Below are 23,431 nucleotides of genomic sequence, written 5' to 3'. Positions count from 1 at the left end.
ACCTAAAATTGAATATAAAAGCTGTCTATCGCCACCACATAACAGACCATGATGGCGATGAAAGTCAGCGACGGAAAAGCGATAAAACGAGATAAGCGAGTCTTGTTTAACAGAATGACGGTTATCCACGTTGCGGTGACCGCAAGAAACAGCACTAGCAGTAACGGGGAAAAGTACACATCACCCCAAGAGAGTTCATAAGGCATTATGGCTCCTCCCCTTTAGGCGGTTTGTCACCAGCCCGTTCAATAGGAAGTGGCGGTAGAACTCGGTTTTCTTGGTCTAAATACCCGTCCCAGTCGGTGCGTTCGACCATCTGTTTCGCAATCTCGTCAGATAAAAACGGCTTACCGGTTTGTGCTTGCCAACCCCCACCAAGGGACTTGTAAAGAGCGACGACCTGGTTGGCAACATTGCCTTTGATAGAGGCGTAGTTATCTTCTGCTCGCGTCATTTTCTCTACTGAGTTCAGTAGACGCTCAAAGGAGATTTGGCCGTTTTCGTATTGAGTCATCGAAATGTTGAAGGCACGAATCGAAGAGTTTACCGACTGCAAACGTAGCGATTTTTGTTCTAAATACAGGTCGTAAGCTTCTAACGCGTTGGTGACTTCATTGACAGCCTGCAGTACTTTTTTGTTGTAGTTGGTTAAGGTTTCCTGAAAGCTGGCATCTTCGTAGCGAATGTTATTTTTCACACGGCCATATTGGAAAATGTTCCAACTAAACGCTGGGCCTGCGACCATCGTGAGTGAGTCACTGAAACTAAAGCTACTGCCATCCGGTACGGTACTGTCGATACCAATCGAACCAAACAGAGAAAAACTTGGATACAAGGCCGCTTCGGCGACACCAATTTGGGCACTTTGCGCGCGAGCTTGCATCTCAGACACTTGCAAGTCTGGACGGCGCATGACCAAGTTGGCGTCGATTTGTGTCTCTAAAAGTGGTGGACGCGGGACAATCGAGTTTTCGTCATTGCCAGATAACGCCGTTTTTCTGCCTGTTGATTTAAATTGTGCTTCGTATTCGGCGATACGCTCGGATAGACCATTTGATGCCAGAATGGTGTCGACTTCTTCTGGCAACACGCCCAACAGAAGCGCAATCGCGGATCGTGACTGCTTCATCGCAATTTCAAGGCTGGGCTGGGCGGCTCTTGTGGTGTACAACTGGTTTTGTGCTTGTTGAACGTCGAGCTCGGTCACGTTACCTGAGTCGAATTGGACTTGAGTAATATTGACCACGCGCTCTTGGATCTCGATGTTTCGTTTAGAGAGCAGAATACGTTCTTGGCTGGTTCGATAGTTGATGTAATTGCGCACCACCTCTGACGTGATGGTTACCATAATATCGTGGTAAGACGCGATCGTTGCATAGTAACCGGCTTCTACCGACTCAATCCCGCGAGCATATTTACCCCAAATATCCATCTCCCAAGCTGCATCAAATGATAGCGCAGCATTGTTGAACCCTTGATCGTTGACGTAAGCACGTGCCAAATTACCGGATACGGTTTGTACCTGTGGATACTGCAAGCCTGATGCAACGCCAACTAAGGCACGGGCTTGGACAATACGCAACCCAGCGGCTTCTAAATCAAGGTTTTGCTGGCTCGCCAACTCAACCAGTTGATTCAGTGTTGGGTCATTAAATTGTTGCCACCACTCCTGTACCTTTTGCTCAGATTGCTCGGTATCCTGTACTGCGTTTTGCAATGACCAATCACTTGGTAAAGCAGATTGCTGGGGATGGACATAGTCTGGCCCCACAGTTGTACACGCACTGAGCCCAATCAGAGTCATTATGGCGAGGCTTGGTTTCGTTAATTTTTGAAGCATCATACCCCTACCTTTAAAACCGCTTCTGTTGTAAGTTCACCCAATCGATATCCTCATAGGTTTGCTTGCAATGTTTAATTGCTTCGAACACGTTCCGTTTTAAATTCAGCAAGATATAAAAACCAGCTATCTCTGAATAAGCGTAGTCAGATAAATCCAATTCATTAAAAAAATCTTCCAGCTTATCTTCGAAGGATTGGTAATCCTGACTGTATTGATTAAATACGGAGTCGAGTTCTTCTGTTACCTGGTGGCTGGCTAATGCACCCGCCATCAAAGGAATGATGGAGTCACGATGTTGTTGACGGAGCTTGTTTATCAAAGGGTTAGACAACAATTTTTTCTCTGCAACCATGAGCACGTTTATGTGGCTGCATAGCACGTCACAAGCTTTGCTGAATGCACCGATCGCCTCTGGTGTCGTTTGGTCAAAATGTTTGTGATTGATTTTGGAACCCCACACTTTGAGTTTTTTCGCAGACACGTTCAATGTGACTATGTGCAAAGCGCGCTTAAGTGGAGTGAAAAAGGATTCAGACTGTTTTTGATAGGTGACAAACAAAGCTCGTGTATGCCGGAAATAGCGTTCTTTTATGGTTAAGAATAGGTGCTCGGGTCTTGAACTGAACGGAAAGTAATGAGCAAAAATAATCATGAATACGACCAAGTAAAACAGTGTCATGATCGTCATTAAGATCCCGAAGTGGTAGAACATATTATTGTCCAGCCCAAGTACAAACAGGCCGACCATGTAGAAAATTGTTATCGGTCCGTTGAACAGGTAAAAACCAATAAATGTGTAGATAAAGATAAACAGGCCTAGCTCCAGCCCGAGATCCAGTTGCGGCAAAATGAATAAATAAGATGGCACCGCAAACAGGAAACCAAAGGTGAATAACACCAATAGTAAAATTGGATGCACAGGAACAAAGGACAACAAAGACATGAACATGGTCGAGAAAATCACAAATGAGTAGCCACCCGGAGGGTTAAAATAGATCCAGATGAGCCCTGCAACCCAGTAGGTTACGAAGGTTTTGACTGCTGTTTTGAAATTTTCTGCATCCCACCACAAGAACTTGCCTTTCGATTCTGGCAGTTCAATGTTGAACGAGACATTGTTCGTCACCGAGTCAATACAGCTAATGCTTTCAGCCAGGCGTGAGAGGTTCTGATGCATGGATTCCAGCAGAAACCCTAAAGTGATTGTCGAGCCTTTAGTCAGGTGTGGTACCGAATCTAGCAATTCTTGATTGTATTCAACCTTAAATTCTTTAGTGCGGTAAACGTGTTCATTGTCTTCCCAAACCTGCTGACAGGTATGGAATAACTGTTCTATTTCCGCGATCGTTTCGTCAAAGTTAGTGATGCACTGACGATCTTCTTCAAGGCTAAAATGGCTATGCACGGCAACCGATAATTGCTGAGTAATTTGTTTACTCAGGTGAACCGCCAAGCGCCACTCTTTTAAATACGCGGAGACGTCACTGCACTCAACACTCACAGTTGCAAATCGTTGCTCCAGACTATTTTGCGCAGCAAACATTTCTTCGGTGAGCTTGTCGATATTGAGTTGTGAGGCTCTGTGTTCTGATTCCTCTGGTGATTCTGAACCATCGACAGAGTCAGGGTGTGATTTATGACTTTGCTCAAAACTATGCACAATCGTAGCGAATAACGCTTGTTGAGTTTGATTTAACTGCTCAATAAGCTGACGCAGATTTTGTTCGGTTTTGACTGGGAATAGAAAAGTACCGACCAATGTATAGATCACCACGCCAAAAACAGTCATGTAGGCGCGATCAACACCGTAAAGAAAAGCGCCGTCCGCATCACCACCATTGGACATCATTAACGTCATCACCCCGGTAAGCATCAGCAGCGTAGGGTCTTTTTGGTAAGCGTTACGAAAATAAAAGATGAATGAAACGACGAGCGACACGCTCAGCATATACAGCAGGCGATCTTGTGCGAATAGTCCAACCAGCAACAAGCCGACAACTGCCCCGACTAGGGTACCGAGAACGCGCAATGTGCCTTTTGCGAGAGATTCTCGACGACTGCCGGTTGTGGCAATCAGCATCACCGTTGTCGCTGCGGTAGACGCCTGCGGCCACCCCATAGCAAAGGGGATCAGATAAGCCAGGGTGAGGCTAAGCGATACTTTTATAGCAAATTTAATTTTGTCGTTCATAGTCAAAGTTTGCTCAGGCTTATCGTTTCAAGTTGATGAATTTGTTAATAAAAAGTTGGTTTAGGGTTGCAGTTCCAACTATATTTTGGTTGGCGGAATATAGCGAGCAAAAAGGAGCAGATTGTAAATCTTGTGTCAAAACTAAATGCATATAAAGCGATCAATTTACCTGTACCCCTTGTCATTACTAGGGGCATTGGGTAAATGCTCAAAACCACTACTTTTACGTGGTCTTATTTATGAAACAGATTTACTGGTTTTTCCTAGCCAAGATTTCTTTAAATCTATCAATCGCCTGATACTAAATAGGGGGCATTTGTCTGGTGTCATCTATGCCACACCTTTAAAAAGCATAGATGATGAATGGGATTTTGAGAGGAAAAGTTTTATTTTTTATTAAGTTGTAGAGGTTTTACTATTCTTTATTTGCATTTTGGGAGCGAGATAAAAAAACCAGCGCGATGCCACCTAAAATGATTGTGCTAGTGAGGACGGAATGAATTGAAAGGGATTCACCAAGCAGAATAGACCCAAGTACTAGGGCAATTACGGGTACCGAAAGCTGGCTTACCGCAGCTTGCAGTAGAGTCAGTTTCTGGATTACGTGATACCACAGTAAATAACCAATCCCTGATGCAAGCACACCGGAGGTGATCGCGAGTGAGATGCCTTCAATGGTGAGATTGACCGAAGAGAGAAGAAAAGGGGAGACCAGTAAACTGATTACCGAGGCTGCAATAAAACCCCATGCGATCCCGCTACTTGGTGAAGGAGCATGCTTACCAAGTGCAGTAAAGAGCGCCCAGCAAACGCCAGATATCACGATAAGAAGTGTCGACCAAATATCCGGACGAGTCGCCGATGGAAGCATTAACCAAGCGAAACCCAGAATGGAGACGGCGATACCAATCACTTCTAAAGTTTTAAATCGTTCGCCTTGCCACCAATGCAAAGTCAGAAGCGTCAACTGTACTGCCCCAAATAAGAGTAGTGCACCTGTTCCTGCATCCATATTCAAATACGCGTAAGAAATAAGTACCGCATAGCCAAACAATGTCACACCTGCGAGAACTTTAAAGCGACTTGTTGGTTTTTCAGAGTGCCAAGTTCCGGTGATAAGGAGAAAAAACACCAGCGTCGCCGCCCCGGAGATCAACCGGATTATCGTGAAGCTTCCCGCATCGCTCAGTCCATCTACCAACGCTGCTCGACATAACAGTGAGTTGGCGGCAAAGGCGAGCATCACAACAACGGTCAGCAAAAAAGTAAACATCTTCAATCCTTAAATTGGGCGCATAGAATGAGTGTAGCGGCAAAGTGATTTATTCAATTAGTTGATTAAGTGATTAGTTATACCAGTTGTCTTTTGCAGCCTGGGGAGCTAGCTGATGACCATTCGACTAATGATAAAATTATCACTCAATAATTTAATTTTACAAATTGTAGGGCTTTTGTTAAATATTTGAATAGAAAGGAATAGTCCGTAATTTCTTTCACTCTGTTAGGATTTTTCCTACACCTATCTAGTGATACTTCTTGCTATCTTTTTCGAAGGCTGGAACACAATCAATATAAACACGTGTTCTTAACGTCAGGCTATAACGAAAAAGAAAGACTACAATGAATGAATTTGTTTTGCGATTGATGAAATGCGCGCGTGCTTATGAAAGTTTCATCGGTAATAAACTGCTGAGTAAACAAAGCATTAATACTGAAGAATTGAAAAATATACGAAAAGAAGCACTAATGCGATTCCCGGAGTTAAAAACGCAGCACCTCAACCAAGTCAAAGAAACGGTGGAGTTCGAGTTATTTAACAAAGTACTGCACAATACCATGTTAAAAGTGGGCTTTCGTATTCCTGAAGGCAAAGCCGCCGGTACAACCGCGATTTACATTCGTCGCTAGAAGAAAAACAGCCGTCCAATGACGTATTGCGTGTCTTGGAGGCTGTTTTCTTATCGTAAGACACAGCGGGTGAGCCGCTATTTTCTGAGGTGTTGATAATTCAACTCACATTTGTTGTTAGATTGGCGTCTGCGTATCCAACCCAGCCATCCCGCTATCATTAACAAGCCAGTCCCAACAGCGCCACCACTACCACCACTGTCACCACTGCCTCCATCATCACTGCTGTCTTCAAAGATCCGAGAGTCACCTTCACTATGGTAATCTTCCGTTGCGGCTAACTCAGCGTCATAACTGGTTTTTACGCCAGCGCTGGTTTGCAGTTCAATCCAAGTGGTGTAGTTCAGAACTTCGGTAAACACACTCGGTATGGCGGCAGATTCACAAATGGATGAACCATAACTGACAATACCAATCTGTTGATACATGCCGTTGCTGTCTACGTAGGTGAGCGGGCCGCCGGAATCGCCACGGCATATACCCGTATAATCTCTGCCCTCAAAGCCATTTGCACATAAACTTTCTTCGGAGTTGAAGCCTGTCACTAACGCAGCACACTCTGCGTCAGTCAGTGGGTCGACTTCTGCCCAGCGCAAATAATTTGGCACTGAAGTGTCAGTGGTTGAGGTCTGCCCCAAGCCAAATATTTGATAAGCCGAGGCGTCACTGTAATCTCCGAAATCTTGTGGCAAAGTAATGGATTGCACGTTATCAGTGATTGGTCGGGCAAGTTCTAGCACTGCCAGATCATTAATCCATAAATTGTAGGGCGCATAGCTTGGGTGAATCGTAATTCTACGAACATCTTTAAATTCGGAGGTATAAACGTCATCCATGGTCGGGTTTTTCACTAACACACGTAAGTCGTCAGTGTTCCATCCGTTTGTGAATACCTCTGATTCCACACAGTGTGCGGCGGTTAAAATGTAGCGATCATTCACGATAGAACCACCGCAAAGGTTAGCGAATTCACTAGACCCAGTTTTGTGTAGTATCAAGCGAGCAAAAAATGGTAATTGATTCAAAGTGGTAGGTTCACCACCAATGATAGCAACAGATATATCTTGTGGTGATAGATTGGTATCTGTATCCGCTAAAGTCGTTATAGGCAAAATGAGGAAAGTCCCGAGCAAAGCATGATGTAACCTCATAACCTTATCCTTATTGTTAGATTTGTTATTACATTTACTTTAGTCAAGACTCCAACAAGTACAACATTGCTTCTTACCAGTCTCATTATTCATACTCGATGAAGGGGCTTAGTCAGGAAAAGAGGCATGCTGGCAAGTGTGGATAGGGGAAGTTGAGGTTTTATGTCCTGCATCCTGACAACGTTTGGGTATACAATAGCTGAAACCTGCAAACCAAAGAGAGTAAATGATGGAATTTAAGGTTGATACCCACACACATACGTATGCCAGCGGTCACGCTTACAGTACGTTGATTGAAAACGCTCAGTCGGCAAAAGAGAACGGGCTCGAAATGTTCTGCACCACCGATCACGCAGAGTCAATGCCGGGTGCACCTCATTATTGGTTTTTCTCCAACCAAAAGATTCTGCCTCGTTACCTCAACGGTATTGCTATCATTCGTGGCGTTGAAGCCAACATTCTTAATATCGAGGGCGATATTGATATCCCTTTGAGCGTTGACCGGAACCTTGATTGGGTCATTGCCAGTTTTCATGAGCCAGTCTTTGTTCCATCCAATAAAGAAACCCATACCGAAGCACTACTTAATGTGATCCAAAGTGGTCGTGTTGATGCACTCGGCCATCTGGGTAACCCTAATTATGACTTTGATTTCGAGACGGTTTTAAAATGTGCGCAACAACATAACGTTGCTATTGAGATAAACAATACAACCCTGAAAGGCAACAGCCGTGTGGGTAGTGTTGAACGTTGTCATGATATCGCTCAAATAGGTAAAGAAGTGGGGGTTTTCTTTACCACAGGCAGTGATGCACATTTTTGCCATGATGTCGGTAATCTCGAACTGGTGGGTGAACTGATGGACAGAGTCGGTATTAATAGTGAGAACGTCATTACTCACTCGGCTAAGCAGTTTTTGTCGTTCCTGGCGCTTCGTGGACGAGAGCCAATTGCAGAATATGACGAAATGCTTAACGCATAAACTTGATTACATTTTGGGAATGCACCCTTAGCGCGTTTCCTTTACACTGCGAAGCTCAACTATCCGAATCATCCTTAATGAGGGGTGATCGTGATAAACAAAGCCGACAAAGAATTCGGCACTAAAAATGGAGAAGTGAAGATGTTACGTCCTTTAGTTTTAGGGTGTGCGATTGCGTTGGGCTCAAGCTACGCAATGGCAGAAGCTGTCGATCTAAAACAGAACATGAAACAAATGAAGATGGATTTCAAACAAGCGGCCGAAGCGTCGGATGTTGAAACCATGAAAACGGCCATTGATAGCTTACAAGCTATCGTGGAGCAATCTAAGCGTGGTAACTACCCACCAGAAAAGTTTGATACGTTTCTTGAAGGCTTCAACAAGTTGTCGGTGACACTAGACAGCATCGAAGCGGACTTAGATGCGGGTAATCTTACCGAAGCGAAAGCTCAACTGCGCGAAATCGATAGTCTTCGTGAAGAATACCACGACAAACGTAACCCAAGCATCTGGAGCAAGCTGTTTGGCTGATTTGGGATGGGTATGAACAACCCCCAACGATTTCAAGACCCGCAACTCTGCGGGTCTTTTGTTTCTGATGGAAAATAGAACTACGCCTGAAATCCTTTATTGAGCTTGTACTTAGAATTGGTTACGCTGTATGAAATTTGTTAAGTCACCGTTATGCGTAGATTAATTCCTTTTTATCGCTCCATGCTGCTTGTTAGTGCCCTAAGTTGGGCGCTGGTAACACTGATGCCTGTTATTAATGCTCATGGTAACAGCATGGGCGTGTGGGCAACGCTTTGTACGCTTAATGGTTTTGAACTGGTACAGGTTGAAGAGGGAGACAATGCGGTAACACATAAGGGGAAACCCTGCCCATTCAGTTACTTTTCACCCTTTCATCACGACTCACTTCCAACTACACCTTTACTTTTACGACTGAGCTCGGTTATTTCTGACAGCTACACTTTTTTGGCTCTAAGTGTGCGATTTGAAACACCAGTTCCTAGGGCGCCGCCAGCCATTGCCTAATCAAACACTTAACGTTTTCTGAATCCCTTTACCTTCCAACCGAGCACCTCAAATACCCCCACGTTTTCCATCTTCACGGTTTACTTCTGATATAACTCCAAAGGCAGCCGATCCGGATCCTGAAAGAAAGTGAACGCTTTACCAGTGAATTCATCAATTCGAATAGGTTCAACTGCGATGTTCTTCGATTCAAGGTAGGTTTTTACTTCCTCAATATCATCAACTTGAAACGCCAGGTGTCGTAAGCCCTGGGCTTCCGGAAAGCTTGGGCGCTCAGGTACATCTGGAAAACTGAATAATTCAATCTGGCTACCATCAGGAAGCGCAAGGTCGAGCTTATAAGAATCACGCGCTGCACGGTAATTTTCTGCAATAACGGACAGGCCTAATATTTCCGTATAAAAATGCTTTGACGTTGGGTAATCACTACAAATGATGGCGACGTGATGAATCGCATTAAACATGATTAGGTTCCTTTGAGATCAAGTGTTCATTGACGAAATCGATAAACACACGCAAGCGCGCGGGCATGTACTTCGTTTGAGGGTACTGCATGGCTATTGCACCATGGTAGTTACTCTTGATCATCCAATCTGCAAGTACTTCAACGACTTCCCCTGTTTCTAGCGCTTCTTTAACGACAAAGTCGTGAAAGATTCCAATACCCAGCCCTGCTTTAACGCCATTTAATCGCATTTGAGAGTGGTTTACCGCGTAGCGACCATTTACGGCAACAGAGTGAAAGGCTTCTTCTTTAAAAAATGACCAAATGTTGTCTTTATCGTTTTCTGCCAGATAAATACAGTCATGCTGTTCAAGCTGAGTTGGATGGTCTGGCGTGCCCTGCTTAGCGAGGTAGTCCGGTGACGCACACAACACCAGATTGGTTTTACTTATTTCTTTTAATACCAAATTCTCGTCGGGCTTGTCAGTCAATTTGAAAGCGACGTCGATGCCTTGACGAAACAAATCGATTTCTCCATCTGCAGCGCGCAGTTTTAACTGAATCTTTGGGTAGCGCTGTAAGAAGGGTAAAACAAAAGGCTGAAGTACCGAGTTTAAAAACGCCTCTGGTGCTGCAACGGTAAGCGCACCTTTTGGCTCAGTATGATCTTCTGCTGAGAGTTCGACAGCTTGCTGCGCTGCGTTAACCATCGCAATGCTTTGGTCATATACCTTTTGACCAGCTTGAGTGATGAGCAGCTTACGAGTGGTGCGTTCGAATAATTTTACCGAAAGCGCATGCTCCAATCTCGTGATCAGTTTGCTCAAAGCTGAAGGCGTAACCCCGAGTTTTTTCGCTGCGGCAGTAAAACTCCCTTCATTTACTACCAAGATAAACGAGGCAAGATCAGGAAGGAGGGCGATAAGTTTAGTATTAACCATAGGTTTTGGTTCTGTAGCGCGTAATGACGGTATTCTCTGGCACGACATGGCTGAGTTCAAGTGTATCAGTCTCGCTTTCACGATATTTTCGTCAGAAAGCATGTATCGCTTGTTTTGTTCAGTAATCAGAGTGCGCTCAACCGATAAGAAGAGGGCCATTTCTACGTGTCATCAACCGAACCAGAAGTTGTGAGAATTTTATGAGAATTTGATGAAGTTGCCGATAGATCTACCCGCCATGCTTAGAAGCAGAACGGAAGGCGTTCGATCGTAACTTTACCCAGGCAGCCGTAAGACGATGAGTTAACGGGCTTGGATACCACTCTCATTAAAGGATGGACTCACAATGAAAAAACGTACCCAACTTAGTCTCGCCATGGCTTCTGTCGCTCTGACGTTTGGCGGAGCATCGGTGAGCGCAGCAGAATTAGAAATTACCGTAACCAACGCTACCAAAGGCATCTATTTTACTCCGCTCATTGTGGCCGCACATGGCGCTAATCTGCATATGTTCAGAGTGGGTGAAGCCGCGACATCGGAGTTAGAAGCGATGGCTGAACAAGGCGACATTTCCGGTTTATCCAGCGTGATTGGTAACGCTGGGGGCACTGTATTAGAAAATCCGGCAGGCGGCTTCCTTAATCCGGGGACTGCAACCACGTTTACCTTTGACAGTGGCGTTCATGGTTATCTTTCTCTCAGCGCAATGCTGTTGCCGACCAATGATGGATTTGTTGGTTTAGATAGCTGGGAAATTCCTACGGCAGCAGGTACTTATAAAGCAGCATTGAACAGCTACGATGCAGGCACAGAAGCCAATGACGAGTTAGTGGCAAGCATACCCAATCCGCCTTTTATTACTTTCGGAAGTGGCGGGACGGGTGTTGAAACTGTGGTCTCAAATGACAAAGTTCATGTACATCCGGGGAATTTGGGTGACAGTGATTCGCTCGGTGGTATGAGCGACCTAGACAGTAGCAGTCACCGTTGGTTAAACCCCGTAGCTACCATCACCATCGTAGTGAAGTAAGGGGGACGTATGAAATACAGAATCTTACTAGTGGCTGCGTCAGTCGCTCTACTCGCAGGTTGTAATAATGATGACAACGACGAGGTAACGTCATTCCGATATACGGTAAATGTGGTGAACCTCACTGCAAATCAGCCTATGTCTCCACTGGCGGTACTTACTCATAATAGTGATTTCCGCTTATTTGAAATTGGTCAAAGTGCTTCGGTCGCCTTAGAGCACTTAGCTGAAGGTGGCAGTAATGCCGAGTTGCTTGCGATGATGAACAGCGACAGCAACGTCTATCAGGGTGTATCGGGGAGTGGATTGTTACTTCCGGGGGCTTCTGACGAAGTGACGATTACCCTTAATCCACATCGCTATGGTTACTTGTCGGTGGCATCTATGTTGGTAAACACTAACGATGCCTTTGTTGGCGAGACCGGCTTATCACTTAAATCGCTCGCGGTTGGTGACAGCTACGAAATGAACATGAACGTGTGGGATTCCGGAACCGAGCTCAATGATGAACTCGCTGCGACGATTCCAGGCCCGGCTGGTGGCGGAGAAGGTTTCAATGCAGAGCGCAATGACAACGCTGATATGGTCGCTTTCCATGCTGGCGTTATTAGCCACGATGATGGCATGACGAATTCTACCTTGGCTGCGAATCACCGATTTCTAAACCCTGGCGCGAAGGTGACGATCACACGAATCGAGTAAACAGAGCTTCCGGCGGCTAAGCTTAATTCTCTTTCTTTTTGCCGCCGGAGCCTTTTAGTGAAAGAAAGCATGCTTTGATCCGGTCATGTGCAGAATGAGGCTTCTCAGATAGAGAAAGTCATTCGCAGGGAAAGGATCATGGCGCAGCAATCTATTAACCCAGCAATTAACCCAGCAATCAATTTGGCAGCAAACATTTTGTTGATAGAAGACGATAATGATTTAGCCGAGCTGGTTCAAATGCACCTTAAGTTTCAAGGGCATCATGTCACGCGAGTCGTTAGCATCGAAAAGGGTAAAGCTGAGTATCAGCGACAGACTTTTGACCTGGTTATCCTCGACAGGGGGCTACCAGATGGTGATGGTTTAGAACTTTGCCATTACTTGCGTCAGCAGCAAGATTGGACGCCAGTTCTGGTGCTGACTGCGAGAGACAGTGAAATGGACAAAGTCGATGGCTTAGAGGCAGATGTTGACGACTACATAACGAAACCCTTTAGTGTGCTGGAGTTTCAAGCTCGAGTGAGGAATGTATTACGCCGAGCAAACCAAACGACAGATAACAAGGCCAGAGAGACAGAGACCGAAGACGCTTTGAATTTTGGCGCGTTAAAGATTGTTCCGGCGTTGCATCTGGTTTCGCTCAACAATAAAGATGTTTCGCTGACAGCGATGGAATTCTCGTTGTTACAGTTTCTCGCGACTCGCCCCGGCAGGGTCTATAGCAAAGATGAACTGCTCGATCATGTCTGGAATACCAATCACGCCGGATATCATCACACGGTTTGTAGCACTATTAATCGCTTGCGCTCTAAGTTGATGCTCTCGGATTCTGAGCATCATTTTATCCAGACAGTTTGGGGTGTGGGTTACAAATTTCAGTCGCACCAATGAGCCAGTTAGGAGGCGAAAGGATGAGCTTCAAATCGCGTTTGGTTGTGTTTACCACGGTATGGTTTTGTTTGGCTACCGCTGCCATTGCGCTGACTTATAACTGGCAGAAAGAAACCATCGAACTTCGCACTCAGCAGAGTTTACACAAAGAACTCGCCAGTCATATGCGCGATGATAATCCGTTGATGATAGGGACCGATTACAACCCGAAAGCACTAAAATCGATCTTTCATACTTTAATGTTGATTGGGCCCGACTTCGAAATCTATTTTCTTGATAGTCAGGGGAATATCACCACACATGCCGCTCCGGATGGGGCAAAGCTGTTGGAGTCGGTGGATCTTGCTCCGATCAAACAGTTTTTACGCGGTGATGCTTTCCCGATTTTAGGCGATGATCCGCGAAATAGTGAGCAACATAAAGTGTTTTCCGTCGCAGCGATTGAAGAGCTTGGCTCAACGGTAGGTTATCTTTATGTGGTGATCGGCAGCTCACGTCACACAGCGATTGCTAACGCGCAAGTTGATACGCCTTACCTCGCACTCGCTGGGCTGGTGTTACTCTCCATATTAGGCTTCGCTTTCGGTGCCTATATGTTGGTGAAGCGCAGTCTTCTTAATCCTATCGAGCGAGTGACCGATCAATTGCAACAGCAGGCGGAACATGATTTTCGTCTGCATCCAGAGTTTACTCGTCAGGTTCCAGAGTTAATACCCGTCGCTCATTCTTACCAATTGATGGCAAAGCACATCCAGCAGCAATTCTTACACCTTGAATATCAATCTTCTCAGCGTCGTCAAAGTCTTGTGCAATTAAGTCACGATTTAAAGACACCGCTTTCAAGTGTATTGGGGTATTTAGAAACGTGGCGATTACAACATCCTGAATCGGACCCTCTTATTGATGTGGCTTTTCGAAATGGAGAAAAACTTTCCAGACAACTGCATGCATTACTCGAAGAGGCCAAAAAAGAAGCCACGCTACCGAGCTACGAATATCTTCCCGTAGATTTGGCTGAGTTGGTGACAGAGTGTGCTGAAACGATGCAAGGTCAATTTCAGAACAAGGAAGTGACGCTGAGTGTAGAGATGGAAGAGCAAATACAGACCATTGGCGACAAAGGGCTGCTGGAAAGGATGCTGCTTAACTTGTTGGAAAACGCGTTACGCCATAGTCCGTCAGGGTCGACCGTCGTTTGTCGAATCAATCTCAGTGATGACAGAGCCAGTGCCCACTTTATGCTTTCCAACCACATTGCGTCAGAGTCTCACCAAGGTTCATTAGGTATCGGAACTAAAATTGTGCAGTCCATCTTAATGTTGCATCACAGTTACTTAGAAACTGCAATGACAGCGTCACGATTTACCCAACGATTCACACTTCCCGCGGTATGAGAGAAGTGTGAATGAGTCAAGGGTTTGAGTCGTTACTCAATCACTCCACAAACAATGCGGGCCCCACCACCACCGAGTTTCGCTGGTTGATCGGAATGGTTATCCCCACCTGCATGTATCATCAGGGCTCGGCCTTTCAAATCGGACAGCTTTAGGCGTGGTGCAACGACGGGTGAAACGGCATTCCCTTCCATATCCGCATACAAGGGAGGAAGGTCGCCAAGGTGGTTATCGTCTGCCCACGGATACCCATGTTTTCCGGTATTTTGTGGATCATAATGGCCGCCAGCTGCACCGCCTAAGACGGTTTTTCCGTCTTTTTCTGCACTTTCACAAGATGGGTTTACATGTACGTGAAAGCCATGCAGCCCTGCAGGGATACTGGTCAATTGAGGCGAAAATACAACGCCGTATTGACTTTCTGATAGCTCAACCGTACCAACGCTTTTGTTGGTATTGAGATCAGTCATGGTGATCGATTGAGCGATAGCGGCAGGTGCGATCATTCCAATCAATGTTACGGGTGCAGAAATCCGCAGTAATCCTTTTAACATGGTTTGCCCTTCCATATAACTATTCGGATGTTAGTAAGTTCAATGTGCGAGTGTCGGAAAGAGACACGCGTAGCGTCATGCTCTTCAAACAACTTTTGACGTGAACTGGGGAAAGTTCTAAAGCCAGAACCGTATATTCTGACCCTAATAAAACGTAGCACATCAGACATATTTGACATAAGAATCACCGTGATAAGCGGAGAGTCAACGGCAAACTTGTTCGAAACCATGAAGAAAAACAGATGTGTAGAACTAAAAGCGAATGAACGAATCGGTTTTACTCGAGCGAATAAATTAAATTTTCCCTACTAAATCGCTCTAATTTAACTACTATTTTAATATGAGCTTATGTGAATATAAATGATAGTTTGGGTGTCTAATATGTCATCATTTTGTTAGAAAAATGGAATAAAGATCACTTAACAACGTTGAAAAAAATTCAAGTTTGGTTTGAATAAGTAATAATGTTTTAGTAACAAATAGTTACGTGTATTTAATTAACAATAAGATGGCTAATTTCGACAAGGAATGAAAAAGATGAGCAACAAGGAATCTACTCAGACTGATCGCAGCCGCCGTAATTTTCTGAAAGGAGCAACGGGTGCCGTTGTTGCTGGTGTGAGTGCATCTGCCTTCTCAGGCCTTGCACAAGCAGGTGAGCAGAAAATTAACTGGGGCAGCCAAGGTCTAGGTAGTAAAAACGATAGACAATTTTGGCGTAAAGTTCAAAAGCAGTTTGTTCTAGACAAAAAAACGACGTACATGAACATTGGCACGACAGGTTCTATGCCTAAGCATGTACTGGAAAACTACGCAGACAATAACAAGCTAGTAGCAACATACCCATGGGATATGCAAGGCAAGTTTGGTTCTTGGCCACAAGTTACCAATATGGCCGCGGAAATTGCTGCGGGCTTTGGTGCAGATGCGGAAGAGATCATTCTTAGTCGTAACACCACTGATGGCTTATGTACAATCATCAACGGACTGGATTTCGAAGAGGGTGACGTTATCCTCACAACGCACCATGAACATGCAGCAGCCCTTTCGCCTCTTCACGTGGCAGCAGAGCGTTTTAAAGCTGAGGTGATTCAAATTCAACTTCCGGTGTTTACTGGTACCGAAGAGGTCTCTGAAGAAGCTTACGTTGACGTGTTCAGTAAGGCGATTGAAGATAATCTTAACGCTGGTAAGAATGTCCGACTGATCGTTTTCTCTCATATCACTTACAAAACAGGTACGGCACTGCCAGCCAAGGCGATTTGTAAACTTGCGAATGAGAACAGCATCCCTACGATGATCGACGGTGCTCACACCATTGGTATGTTAAATCTCGACTTCCATGACATAGACTGTGACTTTTATGCAGGTTCTGGTCATAAATGGCAGTGTGGTGCTGGCGCGACTGGTATTTTATACGTAAGGAAAGGTGATCGTTTAAGCGAGTACTGGGAGCGGGAACTTGAAAACCCGCTTTGGTTGATTAACTCATCACTTGCTCATACTGGTATGTCTCAACAGACTCAGTTTCAGTACATTGGTAACGATAACTTCCCAGCGAAACAAGCGTTAACTGACAGCTGTAAAATGTGGGATGAGATTGGCCGAGATCGAATTGAAGAGCGTGTCCTTGGCTTAGGTAGTTTGTGTAAAGAGTTGCTTGCTGAAGCTTTACCACAAGCAAAGATCTTCTCACCAAACGTAGAGGGTTTAACCAGTGGTATCACGACGTTTAACCCACTTGCAGATGAGACGGACGGTGAAGCTCTAACGCTGTTCCGGGATCGCTTGCGCGAGGAGTATGGCTATATCATCCGTACAACGGATTTCAAGTTGAAGAAAGATGATTCACACAATACGTATGCGCTGCGTATCTCTACACACTTGTTCCATGATGAGCAAGATGTAGAAGGGTTAGTTCAAGCAATTACAGACTTGTACTACTCATTCTAAGATTGTTATTGATCACGTAAGCGTCCAGTTTTGGGCGCTTTGTGAAAAAGGTTAAGCACTATGTCAGTCAAGATACTTAAACGAACCATCGCCGCGATGGGGATAATAACGGCCACCGTTATGTCTTCTTCAGTTTGGTCAAGTGATCTCCAAGAGATCCGCGAGAGTGGAGTCCTGCGCCATATCGGTGTTCCTTATGCCAATTTTGTTTCTTATATCGAACAAGGTGAAATGGAAACACTCACCGGGTTTGATGTCGACATAGTGAGAGGATTTGCTCAGTCTTTGGGCGTGCGTTATGAATACGTGCCTGCTCAGTGGAGCAATATGATCGGCAAGCTCATTGGTCAACATGTTCATTACCAAGATAAACGAGCTGTGTTGGGTGAAACGACACCTATTGAAGGCGACTTGATTGCAAATGGTGTGACCATCCTCGACTGGAGAACTGAGGTTGTTGATTTTTCGAAGGACTACTTTCCTTCTGGTGTTTGGTTAGTATCCAGAACGGATTCGTCGCTGTCTCCAATTAAGCCAACTGGCTCAATTGATGACGACATCGGCATAGTGAAAGATCTCATAGATGGTCGAGAGGTACTAGCCTTGGAACACTCATGTCTTGACCCCAATCTTTATGACTTGTATGACACCGGAGCAAAAGTGATTCTTCCTGATGGTCACCGCCTTCTCAACGAGATGGTGCCAGCAATTATGAAAAATGACGCGGAAAGCACTTTATTAGATGTTGCTGATACCCTTATCGCACTAGAAAAATGGCCTGGTGAGATAAAAGTTATTGGTCCCATATCAGAAAATCAAAAGATGGCGGTAGCATTCCGAAAAAACTCGCCAGAATTACGCGAAGCCTTCGATCGTTATTTGGACGCGATTAAGCAAGATGGAACGTATGAAATGCTAGTGAAGAAATATTATCCATCGATCTACTACTTTTACAATGATTACTTCATAGAAGAAAGTAAGAAAAATTAATGAAAAAGGCTGTTAAGAAAATATCCAGCAGAAAAATAATAACAATAAGCGCAATATTAGTGTCGGCTTATTTGGCGATGCTTATTGTTGTTACCAGTCTCGGCCAAAATAAATTAAAAGAGTCACAACATAGAGAACTAGAATTAAAAGTAAATAGTTATGCAAGTACCCTAAATAATTTATTTACGATTGCAAGTGAAGACATTGAAAATTTATCCAGTGATAAGACCGTCCAAACATTTTTTGCCAATTTGGCATCTGGTATGTCTATGGAGTATGGACTGGGTGCGAGCCTGATCAATCTGAAGCATCGTTTTGACAGTAAAATCGCCAGTAAAAAAATAAATAACAGCCATATTTATGACAAGTTAACGCTGGTGGGCGGTGATGGAACGATTATCATCTCTACAAATCCTGAGAAGTTACAGTCGGTTGATGTTCATAAACTGATGATCGATCATAATCATACAGAGGAAGTTTACGCGTCTGATGAGGGTGATGGCACACTCATTCAAGTGGTCAAAAAAGTACAGTTTTCAGGAAAACAAGTCGCTTTTATTGTTGCAGACATCAACACAAGTGTCGTGATTGAGCAATTAACCAATCAAGAGCACGAAGATAGCTATAGCCGGATGGTTCTCAATGTTAAAAACGTTGAGATGGTTGTTTGGGATTCAATAACAAAGAATTCTATAGATAATCAACACGAGAGTTCCCTAGAACCTAAAGAACTGACAAGTAAAATATATTTTGAAGTGCCGGTTGAACGCTATCACTTTAAATTGAGAGCCTGGTTTGAGCCTTTAAGTGAAAGTGATGTTCTTACCTCACGATTATTTATTATTGGCTTGAGTATTCTTGCCGTAATGATTGTTAGCGGTCTTTGTTACGCTTTCATCGCGAATAATAATAGAATTGAATTAAAAATAAAGCTTGAAGAAGAAAAAAAGCGTAAGGATATTCTTTCTAAACAAAACCAAAAGCTTACTAATGAAATAGAGCGTCGTATTGCATCAGAAAAAGAGCTCGAATTCCAAGCGAAATATGACACCTTAACCAACTTGCCAAATCGTAGTTACGGTTCAGAACGATTGGCGTTGGAATTGATCCGCGCTGCTCGTAGTGGCTCTAAAGTGTTGGTTATGTTTATCGATTTGGATCATTTTAAACAGATCAATGATTCCATGGGCCACTTTGTTGGTGATGAAATCCTTAAGCTTAGTGCGCAACGTTTACACGGTGTCGCGAGAAAAACCGACTTACTAGCCAGAATAGGCGGTGACGAATTTTTATTAGTGGTGCCTGACTTGCCTGATGGTGACACGGCCAAACGTGTCGCATCTAGTGTACTCACTGCTTTTGATGCGCCGTTGATGTGGAACAACCATGAGTTTTTCCTCACCAGTAGTATTGGGATGTCAGTGTTCCCTGATGATGGTGAAACTGCGGAGCAGTTATTGGCAAGTGCTGATATGGCAATGTATCGCGTTAAGCAAGATGGCCGAGATGCTTTCTGTTTTTATGACCAGAACATGAACCAGGATCTGCAACGCTATCTTGATTTGGAAAGCCGATTGCGTCACGCAATTTCTAATCAATTGTTGGAATTGTATTACCAGCCTATTGTTGAGCTGAAAACAGGCGAGATTGTCGGTGCAGAAGCATTAATGCGCTGGAAAGATGAAAAATACGGATTTGTTAATCCTGAAGAGTTTATCTCCATCGCTGAGAAAAATGGATTGATTCACCAAGTGGGTGAGTTTGCCATCCAGCAAGCCTGTCTGCGAGCTGCGCAGTGGCAATCAATTACGCCTTTATTTATGTCGGTCAACTTCTCTAGTGTTCAGTTCCGTTATTGTGAAAAATTACTTGATTTGATAACTCAAAACTTAAGTGAATCGGGGCTCCCAGCCGATAAGTTTGATGTCGAAGTGACGGAAAGTTTACTGTTCAACCATGACCAAGAGTTATTGGACATGCTGAACAACTTGCGTTCATTGGGAACCAAACTGACCATTGATGATTTTGGTACGGGATATTCGGCACTGAGTTACTTGCAGAAATTCCCATTTGATCGTCTGAAAATCGATCGAGCTTTCATGCAAAACGTGTTTGAAAATGAGTCGGATCAAGAACTGGTCAGTGTAATTGTCGCGATGGCAAAAGCACTCAATCTCAAAATTGTTGCTGAAGGAATCGAAGAGCGCCGACATGTCGATTATCTCAACAACCTAAACTGTGAGTTTGGACAAGGTTTCTACTATAGCCGCCCAGTACCCGCAGAGGAGTTCGAAGCCTTACTAAAGCAACCAAGCTGGTTGTAAATCCTTTCAATACAATGTTATAGCTAAGCATTGATGATATTTGTGCCTCAAGTTCATCAATGCTTTTCCACCTCAAGGGATAATCCCTCTTCCTGCTTTGAATTACACTACAATTAATTGATAAGTGATCGCCGGTGACGCCCGTCACACAAAGGCTAAACCAAATTCAAAACGAGTGAAAACTCGCCAACGTAATCAAGAAGGAATTGCGAATGTCTTCTGCATTTTACCAACAGATTCAACAGCAAATTGAAGAAGTGAAGGCTGAAGGTCTTTACAAAGCAGAACGTATTATTACGTCTCAACAGCAAGCTGCTGTGAAAATCTCAACCGGTGAAGAAGTACTGAACTTCTGTGCAAATAACTACTTAGGCCTTGCTAACCACCCTGCACTGATTGAAGCAGGTAAAGTGGGTATGGATGAGCATGGTTTTGGTATGGCGTCAGTACGCTTCATTTGTGGTACTCAAGACATCCACAAAGAGCTAGAGCAGAAACTGTCTAAGTTCCTGGGTAAAGAAGACACGATTCTTTACACCTCTTGCTTTGACGCAAACGCAGGTCTGTTTGAAACCATTCTTGGTAAAGAAGATGCAATTATCTCTGACGCACTAAACCATGCGTCTATCATTGATGGTGTTCGCCTGTGTAAAGCAATGCGCTTCCGTTACTCAAACAACAACATGGAAGAGCTAGAGCAACAACTGATTGCAGCAAAAGAGGCGGGTGCTCGCCACATTCTTATCGTAACGGACGGCGTGTTCTCGATGGACGGCGTGGTTGCGAACCTTCCAGCTATCTGTGACCTGGCGGAAAAATACGGCGCATTGACCATGGTTGATGACTCTCACGCGGTTGGCTTTATGGGTAAAACCGGTGCAGGCACGCACGAGCACCACAACGTGGTTGACCGTATCGACATCATCACTGGTACGCTTGGTAAAGCAATGGGCGGCGCTTCAGGCGGCTATACATCAGGTAAAGCAGAAGTGATCGACTGGCTACGTCAGCGTTCTCGTCCGTACCTATTCTCAAACTCGGTTGCACCAGCAATCGTAAATGCCTCTATCCGAGTTCTAGACCTGCTAGAAGAAAGTGGCGACTTACGTGACCGCCTGTGGGAAAACGCAGCGCATTTCCGTGCACGTATGGAAGCGGCTGGCTTCACGATGGGTGGTGCTGATCACGCAATCATCCCAATCATGCTTGGTGACGCGAAAGTTGCGGCTGAGTTCGCTGAGCGTGCACTAGAAAAAGGCATCTACGTAATCGGCTTCTCATTCCCTGTTGTACCAAAAGGTCAGGCGCGTATCCGCACTCAAATGTCAGCGGCGCACTCTCGTGAGCAACTGGATCGTGCGATTGATGCGTTCATTCAGGTTGGTAAGGACATGGGCATTATTTAAGTTTCTGTATCGCTCGTGTTTCACGTGGGTTTATGACAAAGGCTTGCCCAAATCTCCCTTGGAGAAGGCTCATTGGGTTAAGCCTTTTCACCCACGCTATTGAGTGATAATGAAAGTTATTGAGAATTTTTTGTTGCGCACTGAGCGGAGCAATATTTGGTGAATACTATGAAAATTAAAGCATTATCAAAGCTAAAGCCTGAAGAAGGCATCTGGATGACCGAGGTGGAAAAACCTGAGGTTGGCCATAACGACATTCTGATCAAAATTAAGAAAACGGCTATCTGTGGTACAGACGTACACATCTACAACTGGGATGAATGGTCACAAAAAACCATTCCAGTACCTATGGTTGTGGGCCACGAATACGTGGGTGAAGTTGTAGCGATTGGCCAGGAAGTTCGTGGCTTTGAAATTGGTGATCGCGTATCTGGCGAAGGTCACATTACTTGTGGTCACTGTCGTAACTGTCGTGGTGGTCGTACACACCTTTGTCGTAATACCATCGGTGTAGGTGTAAACCGTGAAGGTGCATTTGCAGAATATCTGGTTATCCCAGCGTTCAATGCATTTAAAATTCCAGATGAGATCTCTGATGATCTAGCATCGATCTTCGACCCGTTTGGTAACGCAGTACACACCGCACTTTCTTTCGACCTAGTTGGTGAAGATGTGCTGATCACGGGTGCTGGTCCAATCGGCATCATGGCAGCTGCAGTTGCAAAACACGTTGGTGCGCGTCACGTAGTCATCACAGACGTCAACGAGTACCGTCTGGAACTTGCTCGTAAGATGGGTGTCACTCGCGCAGTAAACGTAGCAGAAGAGAAGCTAGAAGATGTAATGGCAGAGTTGAACATGACAGAAGGCTTCGATGTTGGCCTTGAAATGTCTGGCAACCCTGCTGCGTTCAACTCAATGCTGACAACCATGAACCACGGCGGTCGTATTGCTCTGCTAGGTATTCCACCATCAGACATGGGTATCGACTGGAACCAAGTGATCTTCAAAGGTCTGGTTATCAAAGGTATCTACGGACGTGAGATGTTCGAAACTTGGTACAAGATGGCAAGCCTGATCCAATCAGGTCTGGATCTGTCGCCAATCATCACGCACCACTACAAGATTGATGACTTCCAAGAAGGCTTCGACGTTATGCGTAGCGGTCAGTCTGGTAAAGTTATCCTTGATTGGGAATAACCATTCTAGGTTAGAAAAACGCTCCGAAAGGGGCGTTTTTTGTTTTAGGGAACATGAATAACCAGTAAACGTCTGGAATTAATCCCCGAAAGTTCTAACTAAGTAGAGTTTTGGCTAGCAGATCGAACGACAGGTTACCTCCAATGCGTTTCTTCTAGCTCTTTTTGAGCTTTGTCTAGCAAAGCCATTAGCCTGTCCGCATCTTTGTATTTCCCTGCGATGATGGCACTACGTAATTCGACCTGTAGAGCCTTTAATTTATCTAAGCCAGTTGGAGATTTAACAAGACGACGTAAACCTTCAGCTTGATCCATAGAACTGATGTTATTGTTCATTTAAGCTCCCATTTCGATGGAGAACTATATCTCTTTGAGTTTGATGAGAAAAAACTTCTGCTGAACAATTTATACACTCATATTTGAAGTATTTTTTCCGGAATACTTTTTCTATGAATGTCCGGTGTATTCGATTAAACACCGTACTCT

22 protein-coding genes are annotated in these 23,431 nt (G+C 44.6%); 13 read left to right on the top strand and 9 right to left on the bottom strand.

What is annotated here, in order from left to right; translation table 11 throughout:
* Positions 1-2: 2 nt before the first annotated feature.
* From V1U08_RS05250 to V1U08_RS05235, 4 genes are all read right to left on the bottom strand, one after another.
* A complete protein-coding gene (locus V1U08_RS05250; RefSeq protein ID WP_014234965.1) occupies positions 3-206 on the bottom strand; it encodes a DUF1656 domain-containing protein in 204 nt (67 codons plus the stop codon).
* Positions 206-1,843, bottom strand: coding sequence for a TolC family protein (locus tag V1U08_RS05245; protein ID WP_330470104.1), 1,638 nt, complete (start codon positions 1,841-1,843; stop codon positions 206-208). The genes V1U08_RS05250 and V1U08_RS05245 overlap by 1 nt, the downstream gene beginning before the upstream one ends.
* A 10-nt stretch (positions 1,844-1,853) precedes the next feature.
* Positions 1,854-4,034, bottom strand: coding sequence for an FUSC family protein (locus V1U08_RS05240; RefSeq protein ID WP_330470103.1), 2,181 nt, complete (start codon positions 4,032-4,034; stop codon positions 1,854-1,856).
* Between the two features lie 415 nt (positions 4,035-4,449).
* Positions 4,450-5,307 carry a DMT family transporter gene (locus V1U08_RS05235; RefSeq protein WP_020333454.1) on the bottom strand — a complete coding sequence of 286 codons (858 nt, stop codon included), beginning with the start codon at positions 5,305-5,307 and terminating at the stop codon, positions 4,450-4,452.
* 347 nt (positions 5,308-5,654) lie between these two features.
* Between V1U08_RS05235 and V1U08_RS05230 the strand changes: the two genes are divergently transcribed.
* On the top strand, positions 5,655-5,942 hold the full coding sequence (locus tag V1U08_RS05230; RefSeq protein WP_014234961.1) for a hypothetical protein: 288 nt from the start codon (positions 5,655-5,657) through the stop codon (positions 5,940-5,942).
* Between the two features lie 77 nt (positions 5,943-6,019).
* On the opposite strand, the gene V1U08_RS05225 is transcribed toward V1U08_RS05230, so the two are convergent.
* The gene (locus V1U08_RS05225) at positions 6,020-7,093 is read right to left on the bottom strand and encodes a S1 family peptidase (RefSeq protein WP_330470102.1); all 1,074 of its coding nucleotides are present in this window, start codon (positions 7,091-7,093) and stop codon (positions 6,020-6,022) included.
* A 229-nt stretch (positions 7,094-7,322) separates the two neighbouring features.
* On the opposite strand from V1U08_RS05225, the gene V1U08_RS05220 reads away from it, so the two are divergent.
* The 3 genes from V1U08_RS05220 (at position 7,323) to V1U08_RS05210 (ending at position 9,113) form a co-directional block, all read left to right on the top strand.
* A complete protein-coding gene (locus V1U08_RS05220) occupies positions 7,323-8,075 on the top strand; it encodes a phosphatase (protein WP_330470235.1) in 753 nt (250 codons plus the stop codon).
* A gap of 141 nt (positions 8,076-8,216) precedes the next feature.
* A complete protein-coding gene (locus V1U08_RS05215; RefSeq protein WP_024372646.1) occupies positions 8,217-8,606 on the top strand; it encodes a cytochrome b562 in 390 nt (129 codons plus the stop codon).
* 153 nt (positions 8,607-8,759) lie between these two features.
* The gene (locus V1U08_RS05210) at positions 8,760-9,113 is read left to right on the top strand and encodes a hypothetical protein (protein ID WP_076633446.1); all 354 of its coding nucleotides are present in this window, start codon (positions 8,760-8,762) and stop codon (positions 9,111-9,113) included.
* A gap of 80 nt (positions 9,114-9,193) precedes the next feature.
* Here V1U08_RS05210 and gloA2 read toward each other — a convergent pair whose 3' ends face one another.
* Both gloA2 and V1U08_RS05200 read right to left on the bottom strand, forming a co-directional pair.
* Entirely contained in the window at positions 9,194-9,577 is a 384-nt protein-coding gene (gene gloA2, locus V1U08_RS05205) for an SMU1112c/YaeR family gloxylase I-like metalloprotein (protein ID WP_020333450.1), read from the bottom strand.
* Positions 9,570-10,499 carry a LysR family transcriptional regulator gene (locus V1U08_RS05200; RefSeq protein ID WP_014234956.1) on the bottom strand — a complete coding sequence of 310 codons (930 nt, stop codon included), beginning with the start codon at positions 10,497-10,499 and terminating at the stop codon, positions 9,570-9,572. Before V1U08_RS05200 ends, gloA2 begins: the two co-directional genes overlap by 8 nt.
* 346 nt (positions 10,500-10,845) lie before the next feature.
* Here V1U08_RS05200 and V1U08_RS05195 point away from each other — a divergent pair, with 346 nt between their 5' ends.
* From V1U08_RS05195 to V1U08_RS05180, 4 genes are all read left to right on the top strand, one after another.
* Positions 10,846-11,529 (top strand): spondin domain-containing protein, encoded by a 684-nt coding sequence (locus tag V1U08_RS05195; RefSeq protein ID WP_330470101.1) that lies wholly within the window; start codon positions 10,846-10,848, stop codon positions 11,527-11,529.
* A gap of 9 nt (positions 11,530-11,538) precedes the next feature.
* Positions 11,539-12,231 carry a spondin domain-containing protein gene (locus V1U08_RS05190; RefSeq protein ID WP_330470100.1) on the top strand — a complete coding sequence of 231 codons (693 nt, stop codon included), beginning with the start codon at positions 11,539-11,541 and terminating at the stop codon, positions 12,229-12,231.
* Between the two features lie 138 nt (positions 12,232-12,369).
* The gene (locus V1U08_RS05185) at positions 12,370-13,125 is read left to right on the top strand and encodes a response regulator transcription factor (RefSeq protein ID WP_330470099.1); all 756 of its coding nucleotides are present in this window, start codon (positions 12,370-12,372) and stop codon (positions 13,123-13,125) included.
* Between the two features lie 20 nt (positions 13,126-13,145).
* Positions 13,146-14,519, top strand: a complete 1,374-nt coding sequence (locus tag V1U08_RS05180) for a sensor histidine kinase (RefSeq protein ID WP_330470098.1) — start codon at positions 13,146-13,148, stop codon at positions 14,517-14,519.
* 32 nt (positions 14,520-14,551) lie between these two features.
* Here the strand turns inward: V1U08_RS05180 and sodC are convergent, their stop codons facing one another.
* Complete coding sequence (gene sodC / locus V1U08_RS05175) at positions 14,552-15,025, bottom strand: superoxide dismutase [Cu-Zn] SodC (protein ID WP_443089732.1); 474 nt, start codon at positions 15,023-15,025, stop codon at positions 14,552-14,554.
* Between the two features lie 585 nt (positions 15,026-15,610).
* Here sodC and V1U08_RS05170 point away from each other — a divergent pair.
* The 5 genes from V1U08_RS05170 (at position 15,611) to tdh (ending at position 22,946) form a co-directional block, all read left to right on the top strand.
* The gene (locus V1U08_RS05170) at positions 15,611-17,026 is read left to right on the top strand and encodes an aminotransferase class V-fold PLP-dependent enzyme (RefSeq protein WP_065303969.1); all 1,416 of its coding nucleotides are present in this window, start codon (positions 15,611-15,613) and stop codon (positions 17,024-17,026) included.
* A gap of 60 nt (positions 17,027-17,086) precedes the next feature.
* Complete coding sequence (locus V1U08_RS05165; protein WP_065303968.1) at positions 17,087-18,016, top strand: transporter substrate-binding domain-containing protein; 930 nt, start codon at positions 17,087-17,089, stop codon at positions 18,014-18,016.
* The gene (locus V1U08_RS05160; protein WP_330470096.1) at positions 18,016-20,340 is read left to right on the top strand and encodes a putative bifunctional diguanylate cyclase/phosphodiesterase; all 2,325 of its coding nucleotides are present in this window, start codon (positions 18,016-18,018) and stop codon (positions 20,338-20,340) included. Before V1U08_RS05165 ends, V1U08_RS05160 begins: the two co-directional genes overlap by 1 nt.
* A gap of 212 nt (positions 20,341-20,552) precedes the next feature.
* Positions 20,553-21,746, top strand: coding sequence for a glycine C-acetyltransferase (locus V1U08_RS05155; protein WP_020333441.1), 1,194 nt, complete (start codon positions 20,553-20,555; stop codon positions 21,744-21,746).
* 168 nt (positions 21,747-21,914) lie between these two features.
* A complete protein-coding gene (tdh, locus tag V1U08_RS05150; RefSeq protein WP_014234946.1) occupies positions 21,915-22,946 on the top strand; it encodes an L-threonine 3-dehydrogenase in 1,032 nt (343 codons plus the stop codon).
* 134 nt (positions 22,947-23,080) lie between these two features.
* On the opposite strand, the gene V1U08_RS05145 is transcribed toward tdh, so the two are convergent.
* Entirely contained in the window at positions 23,081-23,281 is a 201-nt protein-coding gene (locus V1U08_RS05145) for a hypothetical protein (protein ID WP_014234945.1), read from the bottom strand.
* Between the last annotated feature and the right edge of the window lie 150 nt (positions 23,282-23,431).

Origin of the sequence: Vibrio sp. YYF0003 (genome assembly GCF_036350715.1) — a bacterium.
GTDB lineage: Bacteria > Pseudomonadota > Gammaproteobacteria > Enterobacterales > Vibrionaceae > Vibrio > Vibrio natriegens.
The sequence above is the reverse complement of the archived record's forward strand: the minus strand, read 5'-3'. Positions and strand labels throughout refer to the sequence as shown.

What these genes read in the sequence shown, in the direction of transcription:
- V1U08_RS05250 (WP_014234965.1), bottom strand. Translation starts at nt 206, where the DNA reads ATGCCTTATGAACTCTCTTGGGGTGATGTGTACTTTTCCCCGTTACTG.
- V1U08_RS05245 (WP_330470104.1), bottom strand. Translation starts at nt 1,843, where the DNA reads ATGATGCTTCAAAAATTAACGAAACCAAGCCTCGCCATAATGACTCTG.
- V1U08_RS05240 (WP_330470103.1), bottom strand. Translation starts at nt 4,034, where the DNA reads ATGAACGACAAAATTAAATTTGCTATAAAAGTATCGCTTAGCCTCACC.
- V1U08_RS05235 (WP_020333454.1), bottom strand. Translation starts at nt 5,307, where the DNA reads ATGTTTACTTTTTTGCTGACCGTTGTTGTGATGCTCGCCTTTGCCGCC.
- V1U08_RS05230 (WP_014234961.1), top strand. Translation starts at nt 5,655, where the DNA reads ATGAATGAATTTGTTTTGCGATTGATGAAATGCGCGCGTGCTTATGAA.
- V1U08_RS05225 (WP_330470102.1), bottom strand. Translation starts at nt 7,093, where the DNA reads ATGAGGTTACATCATGCTTTGCTCGGGACTTTCCTCATTTTGCCTATA.
- V1U08_RS05220 (WP_330470235.1), top strand. Translation starts at nt 7,323, where the DNA reads ATGGAATTTAAGGTTGATACCCACACACATACGTATGCCAGCGGTCAC.
- V1U08_RS05215 (WP_024372646.1), top strand. Translation starts at nt 8,217, where the DNA reads ATGTTACGTCCTTTAGTTTTAGGGTGTGCGATTGCGTTGGGCTCAAGC.
- V1U08_RS05210 (WP_076633446.1), top strand. Translation starts at nt 8,760, where the DNA reads ATGCGTAGATTAATTCCTTTTTATCGCTCCATGCTGCTTGTTAGTGCC.
- gloA2 (WP_020333450.1), bottom strand. Translation starts at nt 9,577, where the DNA reads ATGTTTAATGCGATTCATCACGTCGCCATCATTTGTAGTGATTACCCA.
- V1U08_RS05200 (WP_014234956.1), bottom strand. Translation starts at nt 10,499, where the DNA reads ATGGTTAATACTAAACTTATCGCCCTCCTTCCTGATCTTGCCTCGTTT.
- V1U08_RS05195 (WP_330470101.1), top strand. Translation starts at nt 10,846, where the DNA reads ATGAAAAAACGTACCCAACTTAGTCTCGCCATGGCTTCTGTCGCTCTG.
- V1U08_RS05190 (WP_330470100.1), top strand. Translation starts at nt 11,539, where the DNA reads ATGAAATACAGAATCTTACTAGTGGCTGCGTCAGTCGCTCTACTCGCA.
- V1U08_RS05185 (WP_330470099.1), top strand. Translation starts at nt 12,370, where the DNA reads ATGGCGCAGCAATCTATTAACCCAGCAATTAACCCAGCAATCAATTTG.
- V1U08_RS05180 (WP_330470098.1), top strand. Translation starts at nt 13,146, where the DNA reads ATGAGCTTCAAATCGCGTTTGGTTGTGTTTACCACGGTATGGTTTTGT.
- sodC (WP_443089732.1), bottom strand. Translation starts at nt 15,025, where the DNA reads ATGATCGCACCTGCCGCTATCGCTCAATCGATCACCATGACTGATCTC.
- V1U08_RS05170 (WP_065303969.1), top strand. Translation starts at nt 15,611, where the DNA reads ATGAGCAACAAGGAATCTACTCAGACTGATCGCAGCCGCCGTAATTTT.
- V1U08_RS05165 (WP_065303968.1), top strand. Translation starts at nt 17,087, where the DNA reads ATGTCAGTCAAGATACTTAAACGAACCATCGCCGCGATGGGGATAATA.
- V1U08_RS05160 (WP_330470096.1), top strand. Translation starts at nt 18,016, where the DNA reads ATGAAAAAGGCTGTTAAGAAAATATCCAGCAGAAAAATAATAACAATA.
- V1U08_RS05155 (WP_020333441.1), top strand. Translation starts at nt 20,553, where the DNA reads ATGTCTTCTGCATTTTACCAACAGATTCAACAGCAAATTGAAGAAGTG.
- tdh (WP_014234946.1), top strand. Translation starts at nt 21,915, where the DNA reads ATGAAAATTAAAGCATTATCAAAGCTAAAGCCTGAAGAAGGCATCTGG.
- V1U08_RS05145 (WP_014234945.1), bottom strand. Translation starts at nt 23,281, where the DNA reads ATGAACAATAACATCAGTTCTATGGATCAAGCTGAAGGTTTACGTCGT.